The following is a 24,529-nucleotide window of genomic DNA, read 5'->3' as shown; positions in this document are numbered from 1 at the left end:
ATTATCTTGCCTTCCAAATTTTCAATGCCTTTCTGTATTATTTCATTTCAAATGTATTCATGGAATGAGGAGTCAACACCACTTCCAAATACCGCTTGCCCAACTTTACGGTCAGCTTTTGTGACTCTTCCTTGAAGTTTCCGGCTATCACCACATATTTCTGCGCCGGAGTCTTTACCACCAGCACCGGTTTCTTGTCGTCTCCTTCTGGCTTATAAGCCAGTACTTCCGAACCGGAAGCGATGTAATGAGCATAATGCTTCACCGCAAAGTATTCAGGTGTATACGTAAACGTACGTGTCTTTGAATCAACCCGAATCAAGGCATTCTGTTTCCATCCCCAGGTGCTTTCTCCATTATCCGAAAGGATAAAATTCCAAAGGTTATACTCGTTGCATCCGTTCCCCAGATAATGATTGATTAGTTCAAAAGTATGTTCGCCCGACTTCCAGTCGAAGCTTCCCCAGCCACATTCACTCTCGGAACAAATGTAACTCCAGTCGGGATGCTGCTGCCGGATGGCTGCCAGAATCTCGCGTCCTTCCCACTGAAAACCCATTCCGGAAATACAAGCCTGCAACTGTTTGTCCGAAAGAATCTTCTCCACATGATCCTGCCGGTTCGTGTTCAGGGTACCTAAATACAACTTCACCTCGGGATGCGCCTTTTTCAGTACCGGAGCCAGGTAATCCCGATTAAAGAGGATAGTACCTTCTGCCGTCCATGCACATCCGGGATAGGGCGTATAGCTGTACGCCTCATTCTGATACATCACCATATCAATAGGAATGCCTTCTGCCTTGTAGGCATCGATGAACTTACAGAAGTAATTGGCATACGTCCGCAAATAGCGAGGGTCTTGTATCATATAGTCGGTAGTAGCCAGCTGACGGGGGAATTTTCCTTTGCGTTCTCCCACCAGCTTCATCTCGTCCGGATCGGTCGTTCCGCCTACATTTCCATACAGCAGGTAATCCAACTTCGGCGACAGATGATTGGCCGGACTGCTCAACACCGGATAATCTCCATTTATTTTCAACCAGCTGGGGGGAGACCAGGGAGAAACCCAAAAGGTAAGTGCCGGATTGTATTTCTGTGCCGCCCGGATGAAAGGAATAATCGCCTGTTTATCCCGGTCGATGTTGAAGTAACGTAATTCAAAATCCCCTTCCACCTCATCGCAGCTGTACCAGGAACGGGCATAGTCGTTGGCACCCAATGAAATTCGTCCTCGCCCGATACGCAAATCACCATCCGGAGCAAATACCTTTTTCAAAATTTCATCCTGCTCTTCACGGGTCAGCACGCCCAACGCATCCCAACAAAGCTCATTGAAAGTGACTCCCCAAGTCTTAAACGTGGCGATTTTAGCCTTTCCGTCCACAGACACATCCGGAAGGGTATTTACTTCGCTTTTCAAACGGACAATGGATTGCTGCCAAGTATCATTCTCACTGCTATGTATCCAATGATAAGTTTGTGCGGAAAGTTGTACGGCCCCTAAAGTTACCAGACAACTTACACAATACATTCTTAATCGAGTTTTCATGGTAAATACAGGTTTTTGTTGAATCTAAAGACAACGTAAAAGTATTAATTTTAAATCTAACACGGCATTAAAAGGAGAATTTATCAGTATTTTTTATGTTTCCCTATATAGAAACGTACATTTTCCTATCGCGAAACGTACGTTTCCGCATTGAGAAACGTATGTTTTCCGTAAGAGAAACGTAAAATAAACCACTGCATTTCTCCATCCATACCCTTAGGTTTTCCAAAATTCAGACCTCACCATACGCCTATGCTCCTTAAAGCCTGCAAAGTCCTCTTTTATCCTTTTCCAATCCTTTAAGCCTCATTTTTCCCGTAAAAAAGGGGAAATTTATCGTTTTTCGATAAAATATCTCTGTTTTTCTTTTGTAGTTCAAAAATAACACCTACATTTGCATATCGAAAAACGATAAATATTTATCGAATACAAACGACACACACTATTATTTACACACAAACACGTACAGTTATGAAAAAGACATTCACAAAAAAGACACTGGCAGCAGGAATCGCTGCTGTGCTGATGACATTGACAGCCACACACGCACACGCAAAAGAAACCTTCATTTACGGACAGAACCAGCAGAGCTTGACGGTATCTACCCTGAATGAAGACGGCAAAACACTCACTCCCAAGTGGAAGTACGAATACCGGTACGACACACTGGGAACCCTGACCGAGAAAAAGGCTTACCGCTGGGATGCGGACCGAAAAGCCTGGAATCCGGCTTATCTGCTGACCTGGGGCACTGAAGGTCCAGTTCTTCAGAAACTTTCAACCAACAAGTAAACAAACTTTTTAAAACGTACACGATTATGGGACGCACCATCAAATTATTACTGTATTTCTTTGCTTACCAACTGGCTTTCATGGGGGTAGCCATCTGTGGATACATGTGGTATCGCCACACCTTCGAATTACCGAAGATCCCCGACGCTCTTTATACAAACCTGATTATGCTGGCACAGGTACTCTCTACCGCTGCAGTAGGCATTCATTTGCTGGCAGGTAAATATGTGGGCCTGGACCGGAAGACTTGGGGATATCACTGCTCACCCAAACTGTTGGTCACTTCGGCGGTATTTATCTTAGCAATGGGCTTATGGACCAACTACTTCAACGAACTGGCCGACCTGCCCAACAATATGGAAGCCGCCTTTGACATGATGATGCACCATCCCTTAGGTATCGTGGCCATCGTCATCATGGCTCCCCTCGTAGAGGAACTGCTGTTCCGTGGTGCCATTCAGGGACATCTGCTCCGCAAATGGAAACATCCGGCAGGGGCCATCGTACTTTCCTCTCTGATTTTCGGACTGGTACACGGCAACTGGGTACAAGCACCTTTCGCCTTTGTCACCGGCCTGGCACTGGGATGGATGTACTACCGCACGGGCAGCCTGCTCCCCGGCATCCTAATGCACTTTGTCAACAACGGTACGGCTGTGATTGCTTTCTTATCGGCAGACGACCCGAATGCGACCATGGTTTCTACTTACGGAGCCACCGGAGCGGCACTCATGGCAGCCGGAGGATTTGTCCTCACCATCCTCTGCGTATTGTTCATCCAAAAGAAGCTGATTCCGCAACCGGCTTCCTGGCAGCAGCCTGCCCAGGCAGAAGTTATTGAACTAGAAAACAATAAATGATTTGACCATTTAAAATTTTCATCTGCATTATGAAAAAGAAATTGAATATATTCTGTGCATGCGTGATTGCCGCTTTTCTGCTGTCTGTTTCCGGAAATGTATACATGGTCGCAAAAATATTTATCAACGGAATTGAAATCGGCATGAAAACCGCTCAAGGAGAAATCATGGACGTTCCCCAATATAAAACGGTGCACATTCTGCCCACCGACCTGACGGAAACAGCCGGTACGGTCACCAACCTAAAAGACGGCAAGCAACTGGCCATCAAACCTATGACAGCACTGATTGAATATCCTTACACCAATATTAGTCTTGGCATCAGTGTATTACAGGGATTCATCGGTTTCATTGTCCTCGTTGGATTTATCTATGTCGTTGTCTATTTCGGCAAGCTGATAATACACATCAACCGGAACATCGTGTTCGACTGGATTAACGTAAAACACCTGCGCCGCATCGGTTGGAGCATGGTAGGGATGTGTGTACTTGGGTATATCAGTATCTGGATTTCAAACCATCAGTTTGCACAGGCCATTGAACTGGCGGGAAGCGAATTCAACACCCTGATGGCTTTTTCTGACTCCACACTGATTTTAGGTTTCATCGCCCTGCTGGCTGCTGAAATCTTTGCCCTCGGCCTGCGACTGAAAGAAGAAAACGATTTGACCATTTAATTAAACACTCGAACAATGAAAACCCAATCCTACAAGCGCCTGATGCAATACTGCGACTTTGTTTCGGTACTCAGCCTTTTTGCATCCATTGCTTACGGCTTTAGCCAGATATTGCCTCTCTGTTATGAAATGGGAAAAGACAACAACGATACTTTTATATGGGAAGCGTTGGTACAAGCCATTGAGTGCTACGCCATTTTCTTTATCGGCCTGCTGACCTATTTCATGGCACGCAACGTGAAAAAAGGAAAAGTATTCTGTCGCGTCAACCAACGGATTTTGTCAGCCATCGGAATCTCCACAATGCTTTCGGGAGTACTGATGAATGTCATCGTCAATCTCACCCCAATAGACACATTCCATCAGAACAGCATCCTGCTGATTGTGATAGGAGCCGTTTTCGTGCTGGTATCCTTGTTGTTTGAGATAGGTATCCAGATGCAGGAAGAACAAGATTTAACTATTTAACCCAACTACTAACTATGCCGATTATCGTAAATCTAGATGTGATGATGGCGAAACGGAAAGTTTCGCTGGGAGAGCTTGCCGAACGGATTGACCTGACACCGGCAAATCTCTCCATTCTGAAAACAGGAAAGGCCAAGGCCATACGCTTCTCCACCTTGGAGGCTATCTGCAAGGAACTGGACTGCCAGCCGGGGGACATACTGGAATATCGGGCGGAAGAATAGAAAAAATAAAGGTATGCACAAAAACAAGCCTGTCTGAAATGAATCATTCCTGACAGGCTCACCTATTTCTATAATTTACCATTCAAACAATTTGCTTCTGGATAACAGACAGGCGCCTACCACTCCTGCTTTTGCCTGCAACTTCGACAAGACCACCGCAGAATCTTTACTTACCAGATTCAAGGAGTATTTGCGGATTGCCGTCTTGATGGGTTGCAAAATATAATCTTCCGTCAACGCCAGCGTTCCGCCGATGACCACCAGTTCCGGATTGAACAGATTAATCAGCCCTGCAAGATAACGCCCCAGTTTGCGTCCGATTTCTTCCACCAATTCAATACACAGGATATCTTCCCTATTAGTGGCCTCCACAATCTCTTCCAACGTAAGCGGAGCATCCCCTGTAAGAATTCGCTTGGAAAGAATGGAAGTCTGCCCGTTCTTTACCCGCTCACAAAGAATCCGATGTAACGCCGAACCGGAAACTTCGGTTTCCAGACATCCCTTTTTCCCGCAACGGCAGATGATTTCATTGTCAAACACATTGAAATGACCAAATTCTCCCGAGAATCCCGAACGACCCGTATAGATTTTTCCGTCAATGATAAAGGCTGAACCAAGTCCCCAGCTGAGATTGATGAACACCACATCTTTTTCTCCTTTCACCACCCCTTTCAGCAACTCGCCATAGGCCATGGCACGGGTGTCGTTGTCAATGCTCACCGGAATCCCTATTTTTTCAGTCAAAATCTCGGCCAGCGGACGTTCCTCGAAATTAAACATGCTGAAGCTATAGCCTTCTTCCGGATTCACACGCCCGGATATGTTTACTCCCACCTGAAGAATTCTGTCCCTGATATTTTTATGTTTCTCAATGAAAGTACAAATATGCTGAATCAGCAAATCCAAACTTTCCAGCGTATTGTCGAGACGACATTCTATTCCCATCTGAATATCTACCATATCACCTGTAAAGTTCATCAAACCGATATTCAGACAAAATGCCTTGATATCCACTCCCACCATATACGCTGAATCCGGATTCAATCCATACAGATTAGGAGGTCTGCCTTCACTGGTCTCCTGCTTTCCATAATTGATGATGTATCCTTCTTCCACCAGTTCCATCACAAACTTGGTGACAGTCGGAATACTCAAGTCTATGTCTTTCGCCAAATCAGGAATAGTAGACGAGTGATTGTGCATCAGATAGGTAATTATCCGCTTTTGAGTAAGCATATTTTTTGTGCCATTTCCCAGACCTTCGATTAACTTGTGTACCATAATATCATAACCATACTTTAGTTAAACCCGCAATAACCAGCCAAAATAATAGGCTATTCTTTGTTTTATTAATATCAACGTCCCATAAGGCGGTCATACTTATTAAAATGACCTTCCCAACGAACCGATGGCTAAGATAATAAATTTATTGATACAAAACAACAAAAGCAAAATATTAATTATCTATAGCGAAAACCAAGAAAATTCTTCATTAAATCATGGACTACTTAAATATTATGCTTATTTTAGCAAAAATAATTCCATCCTCCATTAACCGAATAAAGATACGTATGAAAAAAAAACAACTCCTGATTTGGGGAATCTTGGTATTCCAGTATGCAATATCTTTGGCACAATCTATACCCGACTATCCGATTGCACAAGGTGTATCCGCTCCTTTTGCGGGCTTCATAAAAGACTGGCTGATAGTGGGTGGGGGCTGCAACTTTCCCCTCAAACCCGCTGCCGAAGGAGGAGAGAAAGTGTATTACGACCAATGTTATGCCTTAAATGTCCAGTCTGAATGCCCACAGTGGATACCACTTCCATCACTTCCCTGCCCAATAGCCTACGGCTGTGCCATAGAAACTCCGGAAGGGTTGGTCTGCATCGGAGGAGCCAATGCGGATTCCTGCCTGACCCGCGTATTCCGTATTCAAGCTACCGACTCTCCACAAAAGTTTACTATCCAGCCACTTCCTTCCCTGCCCGAGACTATAGACAACGCCGCGGCCACCCTTCTTAACGGCTGTATCTACCTTACCGGAGGAAACCAACAGCACAGACAGAACACTCTGTACAAACTGGACTTGAACACAGGCCGTAACTGGCAGAAGCTGTCTGCCTACCCAGGGCCTCAGCGCGTACAGCCGATTCTGGTCCACGACGCACACAAGCTTTATTTAATAGGTGGATACCAGGCAGCATCGAACACCTCGGAAAGCATACTTTCACACGACATCGTATGCTATCTCCCCGAAACCGACCGCTGGGAGTACGAGTCGGACATACCTCTGGAAGAGAATGGGGAAAAACGCTGTATGGCGGGAGGAAGCGGCACCCAAACCTCCACACATCTCATCCTTACCGGAGGAGTCAACTATAGCATTTTTAAAAAGGCTTTGGACGGAAAAGCCGGAAAGGACTATCTCACTCACGACCCATCCTGGTATCGGTTCAACGATGACCTCCTCTGCTTTGACTTCACACATAAAAAATGGGCCCAGCATCCCAACATCCCGGGTATGGCACGGGCCGGGGGCATTCTCCTGCTACATCATCATTGTTTATACATGGTATGCGGAGAAATAAAACCAGGAATACGTACGCCAAAAATTACAATTTATCCCCTTAAAAAAGAAAAACTTCTTTCAAAATAGCCCCTAAAAACCTTGTAATATAAAAATTATATCGCTATTTTTGCCGATATTAAATAAATCAATTTATTAAATATAATATTATGGAAAAAATTATTGGCTTAATTGATGCTCCGTTTACTCCGTTTTATGAAAATGGGGAAGTAAACTATGAACCGATTGCTGCGTATGCAGCTATGCTGGCAAAAAACGGCCTGAAAGGTGTGTTCATCAATGGTTCATCTGGTGAAGGCTACATGCTGACGGAAGAAGAACGCATGAAACTGGCTGAACGCTGGATTGAAGTAGCTCCCGAAGGTTTCAAAGTAATTGTACATGTGGGAAGCTGCTGTGTAAAGGCAAGCAAGATGCTGGCCGAACATGCACAGAAAATCGGCGCATGGGGTATCGGTGCCATGGCTCCTCCTTTCCCGAAAATTGGCCGTATCGAAGAACTGGTGAAATACTGCGAAGAAATCGCAGCTGGAGCGCCGAATCTTCCATTCTATTATTATCACATTCCGGCATTCAACGGTGCCTACCTGCCGATGGTGGAATTACTGAAAGCTGTAGACGGACGTATTCCGAACTTTGCCGGTATCAAATATACGTACGAAAGCATTTATGAATACAACCAGTGCCGCCTGTACAAGAACGGCAAGTTCGACATGCTGCACGGTCAGGATGAAACCATCCTTCCGTCACTGGCCATGGGCGGTGCACAAGGCGGTATCGGTGGAACGACTAACTACAATGGTATCAACCTGGTAGGCATCCTCGATGCCTGGAAAGCCGGCGACATTGAAAAGGCTCGCGAATTGCAAAACTTCTCACAGGATGTCATCAACGTAATCTGTCACTACCGGGGCAACATCGTAGCCGGAAAACGGATTATGAAACTGATCGGACTGGATCTGGGCAAGAACCGTACACCGTTCCAGAACATGACCGACGAAGAAGAGGCCCGCATGAAGGCGGAACTGGAAGCTATCAATTTCTTTGACCGTTGCAACAAATTCTAATCGTCGGCCTTATGATGTGCATAGATACCTACGCAAAGTACTGGGCTGAGAACTACAAAGAAGATCTCACCCACAACATCATGCCTTTCTGGCTGAAATATGGTCTCGACAAGAAACACGGAGGTGTATATACCTGCGTGGCACGCGACGGACAGCTGTTCGACACCACCAAGTCGGTATGGTTCCAGGGCCGTTTTGCCTTTATCTGCTCTTTTGCCTACAATCATGTAGAAAAGAACCCGGAATGGCTGGAAGCAGCCAAACTGACGCTGGATTTCATTGAAAACCACTGTTTCGATACAGACGGAAGAATGTATTTCGAAGTCATGGCCGACGGTACCCCACTCCGGAAAAGAAGATATGTGTTTTCTGAAAGCTTCGCCGCCATCGCCATGTCGGAATATGCACTGGCTACCGGCAACCAGGAATATGCAAAAAAAGCACTCGACCTGTTCAAGCGGATGCGTTATTTCCTGCACACACCGGGCATTCTAGAACCGAAATACCTTCCGACTCTCCAGGCACAGGGCCATTCCATCACCATGATCATGGTCAACGTGGCTTCCTGCATCAAGCAAGTGATTTCCGACCCAGAACTGGATGCCCAGATTGAAGAATCCATCCATGCGTTGAAAAATTACTTCATGCACCCGGAATTTAAGGCTTTACTTGAAATGGTAGGTCCTAAAGGAGAATTCATCGACACCATGAACGGACGTACCATCAACCCGGGACATTGCATTGAGACATCCTGGTTCCTGTTCGACGTAGCCCGTAACATGGGCGGCAACAAGGAGCTCATCGACATGGCGCTGACCATTCTCGACTGGTCATGGGAATGGGGATGGGACAAGCAGTACGGAGGCATCATCAACTTCAAGGACTGCAAGAACCTGCCTCCTCAAGACTATTCACAGGACATGAAATTCTGGTGGCCGCAAACCGAAGCCATCATCGCCAACCTGTATGCCTATAAGCTGATCAAAGACGAAAAGTACCTGAAACGCCACAAACAAATCAGTGAGTGGACGTATGCCCATTTTCCCGACAATGAGTTCGGCGAATGGTATGGATACCTGCACCGCGACGGCACAGTAGCCCAACCCGCAAAAGGTAACTTGTTCAAAGGTCCTTTCCATATTCCAAGAATGATGGTCAAGGGATACACTTTATGTAAAGAAATACTTGCCGGAGAATAATCCGGCAAGTTTCATCACTAATCTGAATAACCATAATATATGAAAAACTCTAAGATTTATCCTTGGATTGTAGTAGGACTGCTGTGGGGCGTGGCATTACTCAACTATATGGACCGGCAAATGCTCAGCACCATGAAGGAAGCCATGCAAGTGGATATCACGGAACTACAATCAGCCACTAATTTTGGATATCTGATGGCAATCTTTCTCTGGATTTATGCCCTCATGAGTCCGGTTTCAGGTATCATCGCCGATCGTTTGAGCCGTAAATGGCTGATTGTTGGAAGTCTGTTCGTATGGTCTTCCGTCACCTACCTGATGGGAATTGCCAACACCTTCGACCAGATTGTTTGGCTGCGCGCCTTAATGGGAGTGAGTGAAGCACTCTACATCCCCGCCGGACTTTCCTTAATTGCAGACTACCACACGGGAAAATCTCGTTCTCTGGCTGTGGGTATCCACATGACAGGACTTTATATGGGACAAGCCATCGGTGGATTTGGAGCCACTGTGGCTGCCGCTTTCTCTTGGCACACCACTTTCCATTGGTTCGGAATCATCGGAATAGCATATGCCGTGATTTTGATGTTATTCCTACATGACAAGAAGATAGAAACAATTCCGACAGAAAAACTCCAAGCCAAGCCACATGAGAAAGAAAGCGTATTCATCAGTCTGAAATCCTTGCTGACCAACGTAGCCTTCTGGGTAATCCTGCTTTATTTTGCTGCTCCCAGCCTTCCCGGATGGGCCACCAAAAACTGGCTCCCAACCTTATTTGCCGAAAACCTTAATTTACCAATGTCACAGGCAGGTCCCCTCTCTACCATTACGATTGCGGTCTCTTCCTTTATCGGTGTCATTATCGGGGGACCGTTATCCGACAGATGGGTTCAGAAAAACCTGCGCGGGCGTGTATATACCGGAGCAATCGGTCTGGGACTGACTATCCCTTCCTTGCTTTTATTGGGATTCGGACATAACTTAATCGCCGTAGTAGCAGCCGGATTATTGTTTGGTATCGGCTATGGCATCTTCGACACCAACAACATGCCTATTCTCTGCCAGTTTGTGTCACGCAAACAAAGAGCTACTGCCTACGGGGTGATGAACATGATAGGAGTTGCTGCCGGCGCCTTTATTACGCATCTGTTAGGCCGATGGGGCGACAACGGCAATCTAGGAATTGGTTTCGCCATGCTCGCCATCGTAGTGGCCGTTGCACTCTTCGTGCAGTTATACTTCTTGCGCCCCAAGACAGACAATATGGAATAATAAAACTTTGAAAATATGATTGTTTCCAATTTACAACACAGTGCCCGGATTGAAGCACTCCACCCTCTGTTCAAACAGTTGTTTGATTATGTAAAAAGTCATGACCTTCTGCATACTCCATGTGGAAGAATCGAACTGGACGGGAACAACCTGTTCATCAACAATGTGAATCCTACATGTGTCAAGGCTTCTGAACAGGTACTTGAAGTACATCGCGACTACATCGATATACACATCCTGCTGGAAGGAAAGGAACGTATTGGCTGGAAAGCGATGGAAGAGGTCAGCCAACTGAAACAAGCTTACCAGGAAGAAGGAGATTGCGCCCTCTATACGGACACTCCCACCTGTTTCGTGGACCTGCTTCCGGGACAATTCCTGATTGTCTATCCGGAAGACCCTCATGCTCCAGTCATCGGAGAAGGAAAAATCAGAAAACTGATAGCTAAAGTAAAAATCTAACCCAAATCCTTAATTATGAGAAAATTACTTTCCCTATGCATCGGAATGATTTCTATCGGCCTGCAGGCTGCAGACACGGTATTTGTGAAAACCCCACAAGTGCCCATTCTGATAGAACGACAAGACAACGTGCTGGCCTATATGCGTCTTGACGCAAAAGAGACCCAGACACTGGAAAATATTACCCTCACTTTTGACAAGGAGGTGCCGCTTTCACAGATAAAAGCAGTCAAACTCTATTATAGTGGTACGGACGCTTCCCAAGACAGAGGGAAAAAACGGTTTGCTCCGGTAGAATATATTTCCAGCCAGACTCCCGGCCAGACGTTATCGGCAAACCCTTCCTATTCTATCAAGAAATCGGAAGTAACCCCCAAGAACCATACCCTTACACTGGAAGGCAAGCAGAACCTGTTTCCCGGATACAATTTCTTCTGGGTCAGCATAGAGATGCAACCCACGGCTTCACTGCAAACCAAAATCAGTGCCGAAATCACGCAAGTGAAAGCAGACGGGAAAGTTCTCCCAACCAAAAATGCAGAGGAACAAAAGGTGGTACAGAGGATGGCAGTCGGCGTACGTCATGCTGGTGACGATGGTTCTGCCGCTTTCCGTATCCCCGGTCTGGTTACGACCAACAAAGGAACTCTTTTGGGCGTATATGACGTACGCTACAACAGCAGTGTGGACCTGCAGGAACACATCGATATCGGCCTCAGCCGTAGTACAGACGGTGGAAAGACTTGGGAGAAAATGCGTCTGCCACTGGCCTTTAAAGAATATGGAGGACTTCCATCGGCTCAGAACGGCGTAGGTGACCCTTCCATTCTGGTAGACACCCAAACGAATACAGTATGGATTGTAGCAGCCTGGACACATGGAATGGGCAACCAACGAGCTTGGTGGAGTTCTCACCCGGGCATGGACCTGAACCACACGGCCCAGCTGGTACTGGCCAAAAGTACAGACGATGGGAAGACCTGGTCCGAGCCTATCAACATCACCGAACAGGTGAAGCTTCCGGAATGGTACTTCCTGCTTCAGGGACCGGGACGAGGCATCACTATGGAAGACGGTACCTTAGTGTTCCCTATCCAGTTCATCGACAAGACCCGTATTCCGAATGCAGGCATCATGTATAGCAAAGACCATGGAAAGACTTGGACCATCCACCACCATGCACGTACCAATACCACAGAAGCGCAGGTGGCTGAACTTGAACCTGGCACCCTCATGCTGAACATGCGTGACAACCGGGGAGGAAGCCGGGCGGTATACACCACACAGGATTTAGGCAAGACGTGGAAAGAACATGAATCTTCCCGTACGGCCCTGATAGAGCCTGTATGTATGGCCAGCCTGATCAGCGTGAAAGCCAAGGACAACGTGCTGGGAAAAGACCTGCTGATTTTCTCCAACCCTAACTCAACCAATGCCCGCAAGGACATGACCATCAAAATCAGTCTGGACGGAGGAAATACCTGGAGCCCGGAACATCAGTTACTATTGGATGAGGGATACAACTGGGGATATTCCTGCCTGACCATGATTGACAAAGAGACCATCGGCATCTTGTACGAAAGCAGTGTAGCTCACATGACGTTCCAAAGTATTAATCTCCGAGACATTATAAAATAATTTATTATATAATCAAATTGACTAAAAAGGGAATATTTATTATTATAATATTCCCCTTTTATTTGTTGATAATCAGAGGATATCATGATTACTTCCCATCCATATACAAAGCTTAGAAATGATTAGAAAATAAACGAACGTTCGTAAATAGATTTGACAAACAAAATACAAAGCCGACAAAAAGTGATATTTTATAAAATATTTTATCAAATAATTGTGATATCAATTTTTTTATTTATATATTTGTCGCATACGAATAGAAACATTAACAAAATCGACTAGAAAAACTTAAAGTTAACCTAAAATCCTTCAAACGCAAACTTTAACCTTATATATACAGGAGTTATGAATAAAAAAATGAAATCAGTCGGCATGTGTCTGCTACTAGGCAGTTTATCCACAGGTATGACGTATGCAGACTTATCCACCAACAAATCTGATATTGACATTGTACAACAATCGGGTATATGTCAAGGTATTGTGAAAGACGCTACAGGCGAGTCTGTCATCGGTGCTTCCGTAATCGTAAAGGGGACCACTAACGGAACCATTACAGACATCGACGGAAACTTCTCGTTATCGAACGTAAAGAAAGGAGAGATTATTGAAATTTCTTTCGTAGGATATATCACACAAACTATAAAATGGGATGGAACCCCAATCAACATAATCTTGAAAGAAGACACTCAAACTTTGGAAGAAGTAGTGGTAACAGGATATGGAGGTTCCCAGAAACGAGCTGCACTGACTACAGCTATCTCTAAAATGGATGACCAGGTGTTGAAAAACGCAGCCATGAGTAATGCTGGACAAGCCCTGCAAGGTTCAGTAACCGGTTTGCGTGTAATCAATACTACCGGACAACCGGGTGCGGAACCCGACATCACACTGCGTGGTGGAGCTACCATTACAGGAAGTAACAGTAAAGCTTTGATTGTTGTGGATGGTATTATTCGCGAAAGCATGAGTGACATCAACCCTTCAGATATTGAATCTATACAAGTATTGAAAGATGCCGCTTCTACTGCTATCTATGGTGCACGTGCCAACGGAGGTGTTATCCTTGTAGAAACAAAAAGCGGAAAAGCAGGTAAAGCTTCAGTAAACTATAAATTTAAACTAGGTGTAAACTTTGCACGTTACGGATATGATTTCTGTAATGCCCACGATTATCTTTACTATAACCGTTTGGGTTATAAACGTTATACAAACAACGTATCGGGAGCAGCAAGCGTAGATACTCAAACTGGATATGGTACACAAAATGACCTTATCGACGTAAAATATCTAACTGATGAAAATTCTCATCTAAGAAATGAAGGTTGGTTAGTTATGGATGATCCATACTATGAAGGTAAACAGCTTCTTTATAAGGATTATAGTGGTCAATTGGATGATGCAGTTTTTGCAAATACAGCTTTGACACAAGATCATTATGTAAATATTACCGGAGGAAATGATAAGGGTACTTACATGGCCAGCATGGGATATTACAATGAAGATGGTCAGATTAAGGGAACTGGGTACAAACGTTTCAACGGCTCTGTAAGCGGTACCTACAAAATTTTCCCATTCTTAAATGTGAAAGCCGGTGCTACCTATACATGGTCACAGCAACCATCGTTATGGATTGGTTCTTATGAATTATTCTATCGTACACGCTCACAACGTCCGACATGGAATCCATACAACGAAGATGGTTCGCCTGCATCAGGTTGGGGAACAGGTGATGGTAATCCTGAATATTATCGAGACAAACTGACTAGTGAAGATGGTACACGTAAAGCGACATATAACTTTGGTTTCAATCTGGATATTATTCCTAAAAAACTGACATTCAGCGGAAACTCATCGCTTTACCATTATGATTATCAATATGAAACATTCAATAAATCATACCAGCTTCAAACCTCATCTACACCAACTAACACACGTGATGCTAGTGCAAAGATAGAACGCTATACTCAGATTCAGGTCAATGGAACATTGAATTATAAGGATACATTCAAAGACAAGCACAACTTGGATGTAATGGTAGGAAGTGAATATTTCGGTTATAATGAATTTATGATGGAGGCCAAAACTCAGAACTCTCCAACAGATGATATTCCGACTCTAAATGCAGGAGCATCACGTACATCCACCAAGTCTGAAAAAACAGGTTATCGGATTGCATCCGTATTTGGTCGTGTAAACTATAACTATCAAATGAAATATCTGCTTTCATTAGTAGCTCGTTACGACGGTATTTCTCGATTGAAAGACAACCGTTGGGGTTTCTTCCCTGGAGTTTCTGTGGGATGGAATGTCACAGAAGAAGATTTTTGGAAAGAATCTAAAATTTCAGAAGTAATCAGTAACATCAAACCACGTTTAAGTTATGGAGTAAACGGTAACGTAAATGGTATCGGGAACTTTGATATTTACGGAATTTATAAGCAGATTGGAGCCGGTAATTACGATGGTGCAACTGCATACTACAACTCTTCTTTAATAAATACAGGATTAAGATGGGAACAGAGCCGTTCATTTGAAGCCGGTTTGGACCTAGGATTCTTCAACAACCGGTTAAGCTTCATCTTCGACTATTACAACAGAACAACAGATGATTTGCTAACCGATGTGAACCTGCCCGCATATACTGGTTTCTCAAGTATGAAAACCAACTTGGGAAAATTGCGTAACTCAGGATTTGAAATGGAGGTAAGAGCTAATATTCTATCTAATGCTAAAGGTTTTAACTGGGAAGTTTCTGCTAACTTAACTTCAGTGTCAAACAAGGTTTTAAAATTACCTACAAGTGACAAACCATTTAACCAGATTGATGGTTATGAAGTGGCAGCTGGACTCTACAACCCTGAAACAGGAAAGACTCCGACCAAATGGATTGGCGGCTATAGAGAAGGTGGAAAACTCGGTGACATGGTAGGCTATGTGCAGAATCATATCTTTAGAGATTGGAATGATGTAAAAGCTAACGCCAACATGGTCATTGACGAAGTTGCCAACTTGTATGGACCAGGTATGGCCAATGAAATAAACCCACAGACAGGTGTAACTTATGCTGAATCAAACGGATGGAAACCCATAGAACCAGGAGATGTATGCTGGGAAGACATCAATAAGGATGGAAAGATTAACAGCCTTGACCGTGCTGTAGTTGGTAATATATTCCCTAAAGTAACAGGTGGATTCTCAACGACCTTATCTTACAAGAACTGGTCATTGTACGCACGTTTCGACTATGCCGTAGGACACACTATTTACAACGACTTAAAGGCCCGTTCTTTAGGACAGTATCAAGGACAGTTTAATATCATAGATAAAGTGCATGACACATGGAGTGAAACGAATCCTGATACGGATCTTCCAGTCTTCACTTATGCTGACCAGTTGAACAAGAAAAACATTACTCGTTCTAACAATGGTACTACAGCTGTCGATAATAATAGTTCACGTTTCTATGAAAAAGGAGATTATCTGGCACTAAGAGAGATTACCCTCAGTTACTCTTTGCCAAAGAAATGGATTGGTAAAGCAGGTATGCAAGATGCATCTGTATATGTAACAGGACAAAATCTATTCTATATTACTGGATATGACGGTGTATCGCCTGAACCAGCCGTATCTACAGTTTACGGACGAGGTATTGATAATGGCCGTTATCCAACTCCTAGAACCTTATTGTTTGGCTTATCTGTAACATTCTGAAAAAACAACAATTATGAAAAAAATATTCAACTATATTATAGCCGGATGTCTGGCAACATCTTTTACTGGTTGCTTGGACATGGAACCTGTTAGTAGTATTACTGATGTAAACTATTGGAAAGATGCGGCTCAATTTGAGGCATTTAATGTGGGACTTCACGGTCTGCTCCGCGAAAGATCTTATACTATTTTCGAATTGGGAGAACCTCGCGCTGATATTTACAATTCCAATCCATTCACTGGAGAAGCTACTCAAGGAGTGGAGAGAATGATTGACAACACGCTGAATGCTGCAAACCCTGTCATTAGTAATTATGGTGATTTCTACGTATTAATCAACCAGTTAAACCTGATGATCAATCATGCAGAAGCTACCGATTTGCTGGATGCCAGCACTAAGAACTATTATCTAGGAGAAGCTTATGGTTTAAGAGCTTATGTATATTTCCATTTGCTACGTTCATGGGGTAATGTAGTACTCCAGTTAGATTATACTAATGGTAACTCCATTGATATAGGTAATCCTAGCAAAGCCGCTTCATCTGCAGCTGATGTAATGACCCAAATTAAAAAAGATATCCAAAGTTCAGAAGATGCCTTTGGTGATGACTATTCTTTCAAATACGGCAAATGCTATTGGTCAAAGGCTGCTACTATGATGCTAAAAGGTGAAGTATACTTATGGAGCGGAAAGCAGATGGGAGGTGGTGAAGCAGACTATACTACAGCCAAAAACGCATTGACAGCAGTAAAAGCAGCTGGAGTAGGATTGCTGGATAACTTCCAGAAAGTATTTGCATACGACAATAAAGAAAATAACGAAATTATTTTCGCCATACACAATGGAAGAAATGAGTATAGCATGTGGAATGACCAATATCGTTCAACCATGGTCATGAACCAAGCTAACTTTGGTACCTATTATGACGAAAACGGCATTCTGCTAAATGAGACCGAAATGGCTGATATGAGCGGACTGATTCGTTATCAAGTAGAACAAGATTTATATACTCAATTATTCCGGGAGGGAGATAGCAGAAAATCATATTCTATAAAAGGTATTTATAGCAAAAACAGCGATAACGGACCACTCACTTTTAGTGCTCCTATTGCCTATAAATTTCAGGGAGTTTTGCTAGAAGGTGACGCAACTAGAAGCTGGCTAGATGACTATCCAATCTACCGATATGCAGACTGCCTGCTTGCATTAGCAACTGCCAAAGCCTTCTTAGGAGAAGATATTTCTGCAGAAATCAATGAAGTGCGTGAACGTGCCTATGGGACAGAATATTTTAACGAACATAGAAACGAAATAGCATACCCCAATGACAAAGATGCCAACTTCTATTCTAATAATCGCTTTGTAGGCAGTGATGAAAATCCGATTGAAGCTATACTGAAAGAAAGGATGAGAGAATTCTTGTTCGAAGGAAAACGCTGGTATGACATTCGCCTGATGGGTAATGAATATGCCACTAAATATTCTAGTGCAAACGAAAGCCGTCTGTTATGGCCACTCGATGAAAATACATTAGGAGAAAACAGCGCTTTGAAGCAGACCCCGGGATACTAATCTCCCATAAGATGAAAAAGGCCTTAGAATTTTCTCCAGAAAGAAAAGAGAAAGCTCTAAGGCCTTTTTGTATAAAATCACCTTTCCCATGTGAATCCCTTAACATCAATATTATATGAAAACATTATTTTTAGGAATCTGTCTGCTCTTTATTGCTCTGACTGAAGGATTTCCACAAAAGGTTTATACACCTGATTGGAAATCTCTAGATAAACGTCCCATCCCAACCTGGTTTCAAGATGCAAAATTTGGCATATTTATCCATTGGGGACTCTATTCTGTACCAGCCTGGTCTCCTAAAGGAACCTATGCCGAATGGTATCAATACTGGTTAGATAATAAAACATTATTTGGAAATGGCGACTTTAAAGGAGATGAAATCTATAATTATCACCGACTAACCTATGGAGAAGATTTTACTTACATGGATTTTGCACCACTGTTTAAAGCCCAAGATTACAATGCCACAGAATGGGCTGATTTATTTGTAAAATCCGGAGCAAAATATGCTGTTCTAACCACTAAACATCACGATGGATTTGCTCTATGGAACAGTAAAGAGGCATCCCACAATCACGCACGCCCATGGAATAGTGTAGAAATTGGTCCTCACAAAGATTTAGTAGGTGAATTTGTCAAAGCCATGCGAAAAGCGTCTCTTAAAGTTGGATGCTACTTTTCTCTAAGAGAATGGAATAATCCTCTCTACACTTCCGAAAACATGCCTATTTATACTGAACAACATCTATATCCACAACTAAAGGATCTCATCACAAAATATAAACCAGACCTAATCTGGGCAGACGGGCCAGACAGCTACGATGAGGACATTTGGAAGACAAAAGAATTCTTCTCATGGCTATATTCTTCTTCCGACATAAAAGACAGCGTGGTAATCAATGACCGTTGGGCCAAGTTCAAAAACGGTAGACACGGAGACTTCTACACAAGTGAATATAGCTCTTCTAATAAGAAATATGATAAACCATGGGAAGAATGCAGGGGCATGGGGTTTTCTTTTGGCTACAACAAACTTGAAGATATCGAAGATTACGCTACCCCACAAGCCTTAATCCATACGCTTGCAAAAATCGTTAGCCAAGGTGGAAATCTTTTACTGAACATAGGGCCTACGGCAGAAGGAAAAATTCCTCCAATCATGCAAGAACGATTGCTTCAGATAGGAGAATGGCTTAAGATTAACGGAGAAGCTATATACAAAACAAGACCTTGGAAGAAAAGCTGTCAGTGGTCGGAAGGGAAACGGGACTGGAAATCAAAAGAAAAATATTATGTTAGTGGTAACGCCATCCTGAAACAGACTGTTAATCCTGATCCTGGATACGCTGTACAAGAGGCGTTCTTCACATCAAAAGCCAATAATTTATATGCGATCTTAACTTCCTACCCGAATGATAAAATTACATTGCAAGATATCAAGTCTACATCACTTACCACTATTCACTTACTTGGCTATTCCAACGAACTAAAATGGGAACAAAAAGGGAAAAATCTAATCGTATATTTACCGCAATTGACTTTTACTGAGATGCCATGCAACTATGCATGGACTCTAAAAATCACTCATATTCAATAAACCTACATCATGAAACCTTTTTTCATTCTCATAGCCTTATTCTATTGCTGGATTCCTAACTGGGGGAAATCCCTCTACCCACTTCTGCCTTATCCGCAGAAAATAACCTATACAGATAAACAATTGGTATTAGATAAACTATATCTTGACACGACAGAAGAAATATCCCAACACTGGAAAGAGTGGCTACAAAACATAAATGCAACTCTCACTCCCGCACAAACTGATAAAACAATCAAAATTAAAATTAAAGGCAGTCTGCCGGAAATTCCTATTCCTTCCGATGAAAGCTACAAACTGAGTATCACCGAAAAACAAATAGAAGTCACTGCCACTTCTTCCACAGGAGCCTACAGAGCATTACAAACAATCCAGCAATTAACGACCTATGCAAAAAACAATAGAAGCTATTGCCTTCCTACCTGTGAGATTATAGACTGGCCTGCTTTCCGCATCAGAGGATTCATGCTGGATGTAGGCCGTACCTATATCTCTATAAACGAACTGAAAAAAGAAATCGAGCTACTCAGCAAGTTCAAAATCAATGTATTCCACTGGCATCTGACCGAAAATCAGGCTTGGCGTCTAGAAAGTAAAATATATCCAAAACTCAACGCCCCTGAAAACATGACTCGCATGCCAGGCAAATATTACACGCTACAGGAGGCTAAAGAACTTGTAGCGTTCTGCAAACAACGATATGTAACATTGATTCCAGAGATTGATATGCCTGGCCACAGTGCTGCTTTTGTAAGAACTTTCCACACCGACATGCAAAGCGAAAAAGGCATGGAAATTCTAAAAAGGCTCATGGATGAGGTATGCGAAACATTCGATGTACCCTTTATTCATATAGGTACAGACGAAGTACTGTTTACCAACCCACAATTTGTTCCGGAAATGGTGGCCTACATCCGTAATAAAGGGAAAAAAGTCATTTCATGGAACCCCGGTTGGAAATACCAGACAGGCGAAATAGACATGACACAATTATGGAGTTTCCGGGGAAAAGCCCAACCAGGAATTCCAGCCATCGATAGCCGCTATCACTATATCAATCATTTCGACACTTTTGCCGACCTGATTGCTTTATACAACAGCCGAATTTACAACCAAGATATGGGAAACGAAGACCTTGCAGGAAGCATCTTAGCCATTTGGAACGACCGTTACCTCCAAAACGAGAAACAAATCGTGGCGGACAACAATCTGTATGCTCACATGCTGGCACTTGCCGAAAGAAGTTGGCGAGGAGGAGGATATGGCTATTTCGATGAAAAGACGAACCTTTTACGGAAAAAAGATACAGAAATCTATACTCAGTTTGCCGATTTTGAGGACAGAATGCTTTGGCATAAGACACACACCTTTAAAGGAGAACCTTTTCCCTACGTCAGACAGACCAACGTAGTATGGCGTATTACAGATGCATTCCCCAATGAAGGAGATCTGGACCGTGCATTTCCTCCAGAACAAGAAGAGAAAGAAAGCTACTTATATAAAGGGAAAATCTACCAAAGCCATATCGTCTACGGAGCAGGAGTTTACTTGCGCCATGTATGGGGAGAGTTGGTTCCCGGATTCTATCCCTCACCTGAAGAAAACCACACGGCTTATGCCACTACCTGGGTATTTTCTCCTGAGGAACAGAAGGTCGGGTTATTCCTGGAATTCCAGAACTATAGTCGTTCCGAAAGTGATTTAGCTCCACAACAAGGAACATGGGATTACAAAGGTAGCCGCGCTTGGCTGAACCAAGAAGAAATACTCCCACCAGTATGGAAAAACAGCCATAAAGACCGGTCAAACGAAATTCCTCTGACGAATGAAAATGCAACCTCCCGCCCTCCGATACAAGTTACATTACACAAAGGATGGAACAAGCTCTTCCTCAAACTGCCGATTGGAAAATTCAAAACCCCAGAGGTTAGATTAGTAAAATGGATGTTTAATGCCGTTTTTGTCACACCGGATGGACAAAAAGAAATAGAAAATATTGTGTATTCCCCTGATAAAAAATAAAATTAAAACATATTAATCTACAACTCATGAAAACAATTCTACTGCTAATTATAGGCTTAATATATAGCCTATTCACTTTCGGACAAACAGAAAGAAAATATTCTACTTATTACTACCAACGAGCTTCGCTGTTTGAACAACTCCCTATAAGTTCGGATGACATTCTTTTTATCGGAAATAGTATAACTGATGGAGGAGAATGGAGTGAATTATTTCAAAATCCTCATATCAAAAATAGAGGAATCAGCGGAGATACCACTTGGGGAGTATATGATAGAATCTCTGTCCTTCTTAAGGGAAAGCCTGCACAAATCTTTCTAATGATTGGGATCAATAATGTTCCTCAAGGAGAATCCCCTAAGAATATAGCCTCTGATATACAACAAATCATACAAAAAATAAAAAAAGAGTCACCGCATACAGAAATATTGATACAAAGTGTTTTACCTGTCACTATAAAGTACAACCTGTATCAAGAACATACTTCCCATTGGCAGGAAATCCCTAACATTAATCAAGCTATTTTAAGTATTTGCCAAAAAGAAAATGTGAAATATATTGACCTTTTCACTCACTTTGTAGATGATAATGGACAAATGAAACCCGAATATACCAATGATGGGCTGCACCTTTTAGGAAAAGGTTACATATTATGGAAAGAAATTATCACTCCCTACTTAAAGAAATAAAATGAAACCAACAATCTTAATACTACTGCTCTGTCAATTCATTTGCTTATTACAACCCGTACAGGCTGCCAAGAAAATAAAAGTAGCCTGTGTAGGTAATAGCATTACCTACGGAACCGGTATCAAAAACCGTGATACAGACTCCTATCCTGCACAATTGCAAACGCTGTTAGGACAACAATACACTGTGGGAAACTTTGGAAAACCGGGAGCTACTTTGCTGATACACGGACATCGGCCGTACATCCAGCAAGAGGAATACCAGAAAGCCCTTCATTTTGCTGCTGATATCGTTATTATTCATCTAGGCATTAATGATACAGACCCAAGAAATTGGCCCAACTATCGCGATGAGTTCGTGCATGATTATGTACAATTGATAAAGTCCTTTAAGAAGGTGAATCCTCAATGTCGCATTTTAGTGGCACACATGACACCTATTGCCGACCGGCATCCCCGTTTTATTTCAGGCACCCAGCAATGGCACGAAGAAATCCAGAAGGCCATCAGTGTGGTGGGGCAGGTCAGTCAGGCCGAAGTCATCGACTTCCATACCCCACTCTACCCTTATCCTATCCTATTGCCCGATGCCATCCATCCGAATGAAGAAGGAGCACGTCTTCTGGCTCAGACAGCATACTCAGCTATCACTGGCGATTATGGAGGACTTAAACTGCCTATTCTCTATACTGATTATATGGTATTACAACGCAATATTCCACTGCGCATTCATGGCACAGCCAATACGAAAACTCCTGTCACTGTAAGCATTGACGGCCAAAAGAAAAAAACGATTACTGATAAAAACGGTAAATGGGAAGTCATATTAGATCCGATAAAAGCAGGAGCCAACTATGAACTCTCCATACAAACTCCACAGCAATCGCGCACCTTTCACCATGTAGCCGCAGGAGAGGTATGGTTGTGTTCCGGACAATCTAACATGCAGTTCATGTTGCAACAAGCCAAAGATGCTGCTATCGACATATCACAGGCATACAATTCCCACATCCGTTTCTTTCACATGAAAGGGAAATGGGATACCAATGCCACGGCATGGCCAGCCCAAGCCATCGATTCCATCAATCATCTTTTCTATTACCAACCCACCGTATGGACTGAATGCACCCCCAATACGGCGGCAACTTTTTCTGCTGTAGCTTACTATTTTGGAAAAATGCTACAAGACAGCTTAAAAGTCCCCATCGGACTGATTTGTAATGCAGTAGGAGGGTCTACTACAGAATCATGGGTCGACCGCCACTCATTGGAAAAACATTTCCCCGCCATTCTGAAAGATTGGACTCAAAACGACTTTATTCAAGAATGGGCCAGAAAAAGAGCTCTGCTCAACCTCCAGAAAAGCACAAATTCATTCAAACGTCATCCATACGAACCTTGCTATTTATATGAAGCCGGTATACTTCCCCTTCAGCAATATCCCCTCAAAGGAGTTATCTGGTACCAAGGAGAGTCAAATGCGCACCACATGGAAGCACATTATAAATTATTCAAGTTATTGGTGAACGGATGGAGACAAAACTGGAACCAGCCAGACATGCCTTTCTATTTTGTCCAGCTTTCCAGCCTGAACCGTCCCTCATGGCCCTGGTTCCGTGACAGCCAACGACGCCTTATGAATGAACTGCCCCATACGGGCATGGCTGTATCCTCCGATAAAGGTGATTCACTGGATGTACATCCTAAAGACAAACGTCCTATTGGAGAGCGTTTAGCCAGATGGGCATTAAATCAAACTTATCATTATTCTTTACTTCCATCCGGTCCTTTGTACAAACAAGCCATCAGAAAAAATCATGAAGTAATCGTAGAATTTGCGTATGCAGCAGGCCTACACACTTCGGATAGAAAACCGCTCACCGGCTTTGAACTGGCAGAATATGAAGGAATCTATTTCCCTGCGCAAGCCGTCATAGAAGGAGATAAAATCCGAGTCTACTCCGATTCTATCAAACATCCGCGATATATACGGTATGGCTGGCAACCTTTTACCCACGCCAATCTTGTCAATAAAGACCAGCTTCCAGCCTCTTCTTTCCGCGATAAAATCCGGTAACCGATTTCATGTTTCCTTAGAAAACAATGTCAAACAGTTGATTAGCAAACCGAAA

Annotated in this window: 19 protein-coding genes; 17 read left to right on the top strand and 2 right to left on the bottom strand. The window is 43.2% G+C overall.

All coding sequences use genetic code 11. The annotated features are described in order from the left end of the window. Nucleotides 1-37 precede the first annotated feature (37 nt). Nucleotides 38-1,549: a glycoside hydrolase family 30 protein gene (locus OCV81_RS02650; RefSeq protein WP_148328142.1), complete on the bottom strand. Its 1,512-nt coding sequence runs from the start codon at nt 1,547-1,549 to the stop codon at nt 38-40. Nucleotides 1,550-2,020: 471 nt separating this feature from the next. On the opposite strand from OCV81_RS02650, the gene OCV81_RS02645 reads away from it, so the two are divergent. From OCV81_RS02645 to OCV81_RS02625, 5 genes are read left to right on the top strand one after another with little or no spacing between them, the layout of a single operon-like run. Continuing rightward, nucleotides 2,021-2,341, top strand: coding sequence for a DUF3836 domain-containing protein (locus OCV81_RS02645; RefSeq protein WP_148328140.1), 321 nt, complete (start codon nt 2,021-2,023; stop codon nt 2,339-2,341). Between the two features lie 26 nt (nt 2,342-2,367). Continuing rightward, nucleotides 2,368-3,201: a CPBP family intramembrane glutamic endopeptidase gene (locus OCV81_RS02640; protein ID WP_148328138.1), complete on the top strand. Its 834-nt coding sequence runs from the start codon at nt 2,368-2,370 to the stop codon at nt 3,199-3,201. Between the two features lie 29 nt (nt 3,202-3,230). Continuing rightward, nucleotides 3,231-3,878, top strand: a complete 648-nt coding sequence (locus tag OCV81_RS02635; RefSeq protein WP_148328136.1) for a DUF2975 domain-containing protein — start codon at nt 3,231-3,233, stop codon at nt 3,876-3,878. Nucleotides 3,879-3,893: 15 nt separating this feature from the next. Next, on the top strand, nt 3,894-4,346 hold the full coding sequence (locus tag OCV81_RS02630; protein WP_148328134.1) for a DUF2975 domain-containing protein: 453 nt from the start codon (nt 3,894-3,896) through the stop codon (nt 4,344-4,346). 14 nt (nt 4,347-4,360) lie between these two features. Beyond that, nucleotides 4,361-4,570: a helix-turn-helix domain-containing protein gene (locus OCV81_RS02625; RefSeq protein ID WP_022353539.1), complete on the top strand. Its 210-nt coding sequence runs from the start codon at nt 4,361-4,363 to the stop codon at nt 4,568-4,570. 75 nt (nt 4,571-4,645) lie between these two features. Here OCV81_RS02625 and OCV81_RS02620 read toward each other — a convergent pair whose 3' ends face one another. Continuing rightward, complete coding sequence (locus OCV81_RS02620; RefSeq protein WP_148328132.1) at nt 4,646-5,854, bottom strand: ROK family transcriptional regulator; 1,209 nt, start codon at nt 5,852-5,854, stop codon at nt 4,646-4,648. 290 nt (nt 5,855-6,144) lie between these two features. Between OCV81_RS02620 and OCV81_RS02615 the strand changes: the two genes are divergently transcribed. From OCV81_RS02615 to OCV81_RS02560, 12 genes are all read left to right on the top strand, one after another. Continuing rightward, nucleotides 6,145-7,233: a cyclically-permuted mutarotase family protein gene (locus OCV81_RS02615; RefSeq protein ID WP_148328130.1), complete on the top strand. Its 1,089-nt coding sequence runs from the start codon at nt 6,145-6,147 to the stop codon at nt 7,231-7,233. An 80-nt stretch (nt 7,234-7,313) separates the two neighbouring features. Next, on the top strand, nt 7,314-8,231 hold the full coding sequence (locus OCV81_RS02610) for a dihydrodipicolinate synthase family protein (RefSeq protein ID WP_072541283.1): 918 nt from the start codon (nt 7,314-7,316) through the stop codon (nt 8,229-8,231). 11 nt (nt 8,232-8,242) lie between these two features. Beyond that, nucleotides 8,243-9,430, top strand: a complete 1,188-nt coding sequence (locus OCV81_RS02605) for an AGE family epimerase/isomerase (RefSeq protein ID WP_204433974.1) — start codon at nt 8,243-8,245, stop codon at nt 9,428-9,430. A gap of 39 nt (nt 9,431-9,469) precedes the next feature. Continuing rightward, entirely contained in the window at nt 9,470-10,705 is a 1,236-nt protein-coding gene (locus OCV81_RS02600; RefSeq protein ID WP_148328128.1) for an MFS transporter, read from the top strand. A 15-nt stretch (nt 10,706-10,720) separates the two neighbouring features. Beyond that, nucleotides 10,721-11,167, top strand: coding sequence for a YhcH/YjgK/YiaL family protein (locus OCV81_RS02595; protein WP_022352610.1), 447 nt, complete (start codon nt 10,721-10,723; stop codon nt 11,165-11,167). A gap of 15 nt (nt 11,168-11,182) precedes the next feature. Further along, on the top strand, nt 11,183-12,805 hold the full coding sequence (locus tag OCV81_RS02590; protein ID WP_148328126.1) for a sialidase family protein: 1,623 nt from the start codon (nt 11,183-11,185) through the stop codon (nt 12,803-12,805). A gap of 345 nt (nt 12,806-13,150) precedes the next feature. Further along, nucleotides 13,151-16,516 (top strand): SusC/RagA family TonB-linked outer membrane protein, encoded by a 3,366-nt coding sequence (locus OCV81_RS02585; protein WP_148328124.1) that lies wholly within the window; start codon nt 13,151-13,153, stop codon nt 16,514-16,516. Nucleotides 16,517-16,529: 13 nt separating this feature from the next. Then, complete coding sequence (nanU, locus tag OCV81_RS02580; protein ID WP_148328122.1) at nt 16,530-18,089, top strand: SusD family outer membrane lipoprotein NanU; 1,560 nt, start codon at nt 16,530-16,532, stop codon at nt 18,087-18,089. A gap of 115 nt (nt 18,090-18,204) precedes the next feature. After that, complete coding sequence (locus OCV81_RS02575) at nt 18,205-19,686, top strand: alpha-L-fucosidase (protein ID WP_148328120.1); 1,482 nt, start codon at nt 18,205-18,207, stop codon at nt 19,684-19,686. A gap of 9 nt (nt 19,687-19,695) precedes the next feature. After that, nucleotides 19,696-21,708, top strand: coding sequence for a family 20 glycosylhydrolase (locus OCV81_RS02570; RefSeq protein ID WP_148328118.1), 2,013 nt, complete (start codon nt 19,696-19,698; stop codon nt 21,706-21,708). Nucleotides 21,709-21,734: 26 nt separating this feature from the next. Then, nucleotides 21,735-22,397, top strand: coding sequence for a GDSL-type esterase/lipase family protein (locus tag OCV81_RS02565; protein WP_148328116.1), 663 nt, complete (start codon nt 21,735-21,737; stop codon nt 22,395-22,397). A gap of 1 nt (nt 22,398) precedes the next feature. Further along, on the top strand, nt 22,399-24,474 hold the full coding sequence (locus OCV81_RS02560) for a GDSL-type esterase/lipase family protein (protein WP_148328114.1): 2,076 nt from the start codon (nt 22,399-22,401) through the stop codon (nt 24,472-24,474). Nucleotides 24,475-24,529: the final 55 nt, after the last annotated feature.

This window comes from Phocaeicola fibrisolvens, from assembly GCF_025567125.1.
Classification (GTDB): domain Bacteria; phylum Bacteroidota; class Bacteroidia; order Bacteroidales; family Bacteroidaceae; genus Phocaeicola; species Phocaeicola fibrisolvens.
Note: the sequence above shows the minus strand (reverse complement) of the source record. Positions and strands in the feature narration are given on the sequence as shown.

Bases quoted from the DNA above. Each gene is read 5' to 3' on its own strand.
- OCV81_RS02615 (WP_148328130.1), top strand. From the start codon at position 6,145: ATGAAAAAAAAACAACTCCTGATTTGGGGAATCTTGGTATTCCAGTAT.
- OCV81_RS02650 (WP_148328142.1), bottom strand. From the start codon at position 1,549: ATGAAAACTCGATTAAGAATGTATTGTGTAAGTTGTCTGGTAACTTTA.
- OCV81_RS02575 (WP_148328120.1), top strand. From the start codon at position 18,205: ATGAAAACATTATTTTTAGGAATCTGTCTGCTCTTTATTGCTCTGACT.
- OCV81_RS02640 (WP_148328138.1), top strand. From the start codon at position 2,368: ATGGGACGCACCATCAAATTATTACTGTATTTCTTTGCTTACCAACTG.
- OCV81_RS02645 (WP_148328140.1), top strand. From the start codon at position 2,021: ATGAAAAAGACATTCACAAAAAAGACACTGGCAGCAGGAATCGCTGCT.
- OCV81_RS02595 (WP_022352610.1), top strand. From the start codon at position 10,721: ATGATTGTTTCCAATTTACAACACAGTGCCCGGATTGAAGCACTCCAC.
- OCV81_RS02625 (WP_022353539.1), top strand. From the start codon at position 4,361: ATGCCGATTATCGTAAATCTAGATGTGATGATGGCGAAACGGAAAGTT.
- OCV81_RS02620 (WP_148328132.1), bottom strand. From the start codon at position 5,854: ATGGTACACAAGTTAATCGAAGGTCTGGGAAATGGCACAAAAAATATG.
- OCV81_RS02600 (WP_148328128.1), top strand. From the start codon at position 9,470: ATGAAAAACTCTAAGATTTATCCTTGGATTGTAGTAGGACTGCTGTGG.
- OCV81_RS02635 (WP_148328136.1), top strand. From the start codon at position 3,231: ATGAAAAAGAAATTGAATATATTCTGTGCATGCGTGATTGCCGCTTTT.
- OCV81_RS02560 (WP_148328114.1), top strand. From the start codon at position 22,399: ATGAAACCAACAATCTTAATACTACTGCTCTGTCAATTCATTTGCTTA.
- OCV81_RS02630 (WP_148328134.1), top strand. From the start codon at position 3,894: ATGAAAACCCAATCCTACAAGCGCCTGATGCAATACTGCGACTTTGTT.
- OCV81_RS02565 (WP_148328116.1), top strand. From the start codon at position 21,735: ATGAAAACAATTCTACTGCTAATTATAGGCTTAATATATAGCCTATTC.
- OCV81_RS02570 (WP_148328118.1), top strand. From the start codon at position 19,696: ATGAAACCTTTTTTCATTCTCATAGCCTTATTCTATTGCTGGATTCCT.
- OCV81_RS02605 (WP_204433974.1), top strand. From the start codon at position 8,243: ATGATGTGCATAGATACCTACGCAAAGTACTGGGCTGAGAACTACAAA.
- OCV81_RS02585 (WP_148328124.1), top strand. From the start codon at position 13,151: ATGAATAAAAAAATGAAATCAGTCGGCATGTGTCTGCTACTAGGCAGT.
- nanU (WP_148328122.1), top strand. From the start codon at position 16,530: ATGAAAAAAATATTCAACTATATTATAGCCGGATGTCTGGCAACATCT.
- OCV81_RS02590 (WP_148328126.1), top strand. From the start codon at position 11,183: ATGAGAAAATTACTTTCCCTATGCATCGGAATGATTTCTATCGGCCTG.
- OCV81_RS02610 (WP_072541283.1), top strand. From the start codon at position 7,314: ATGGAAAAAATTATTGGCTTAATTGATGCTCCGTTTACTCCGTTTTAT.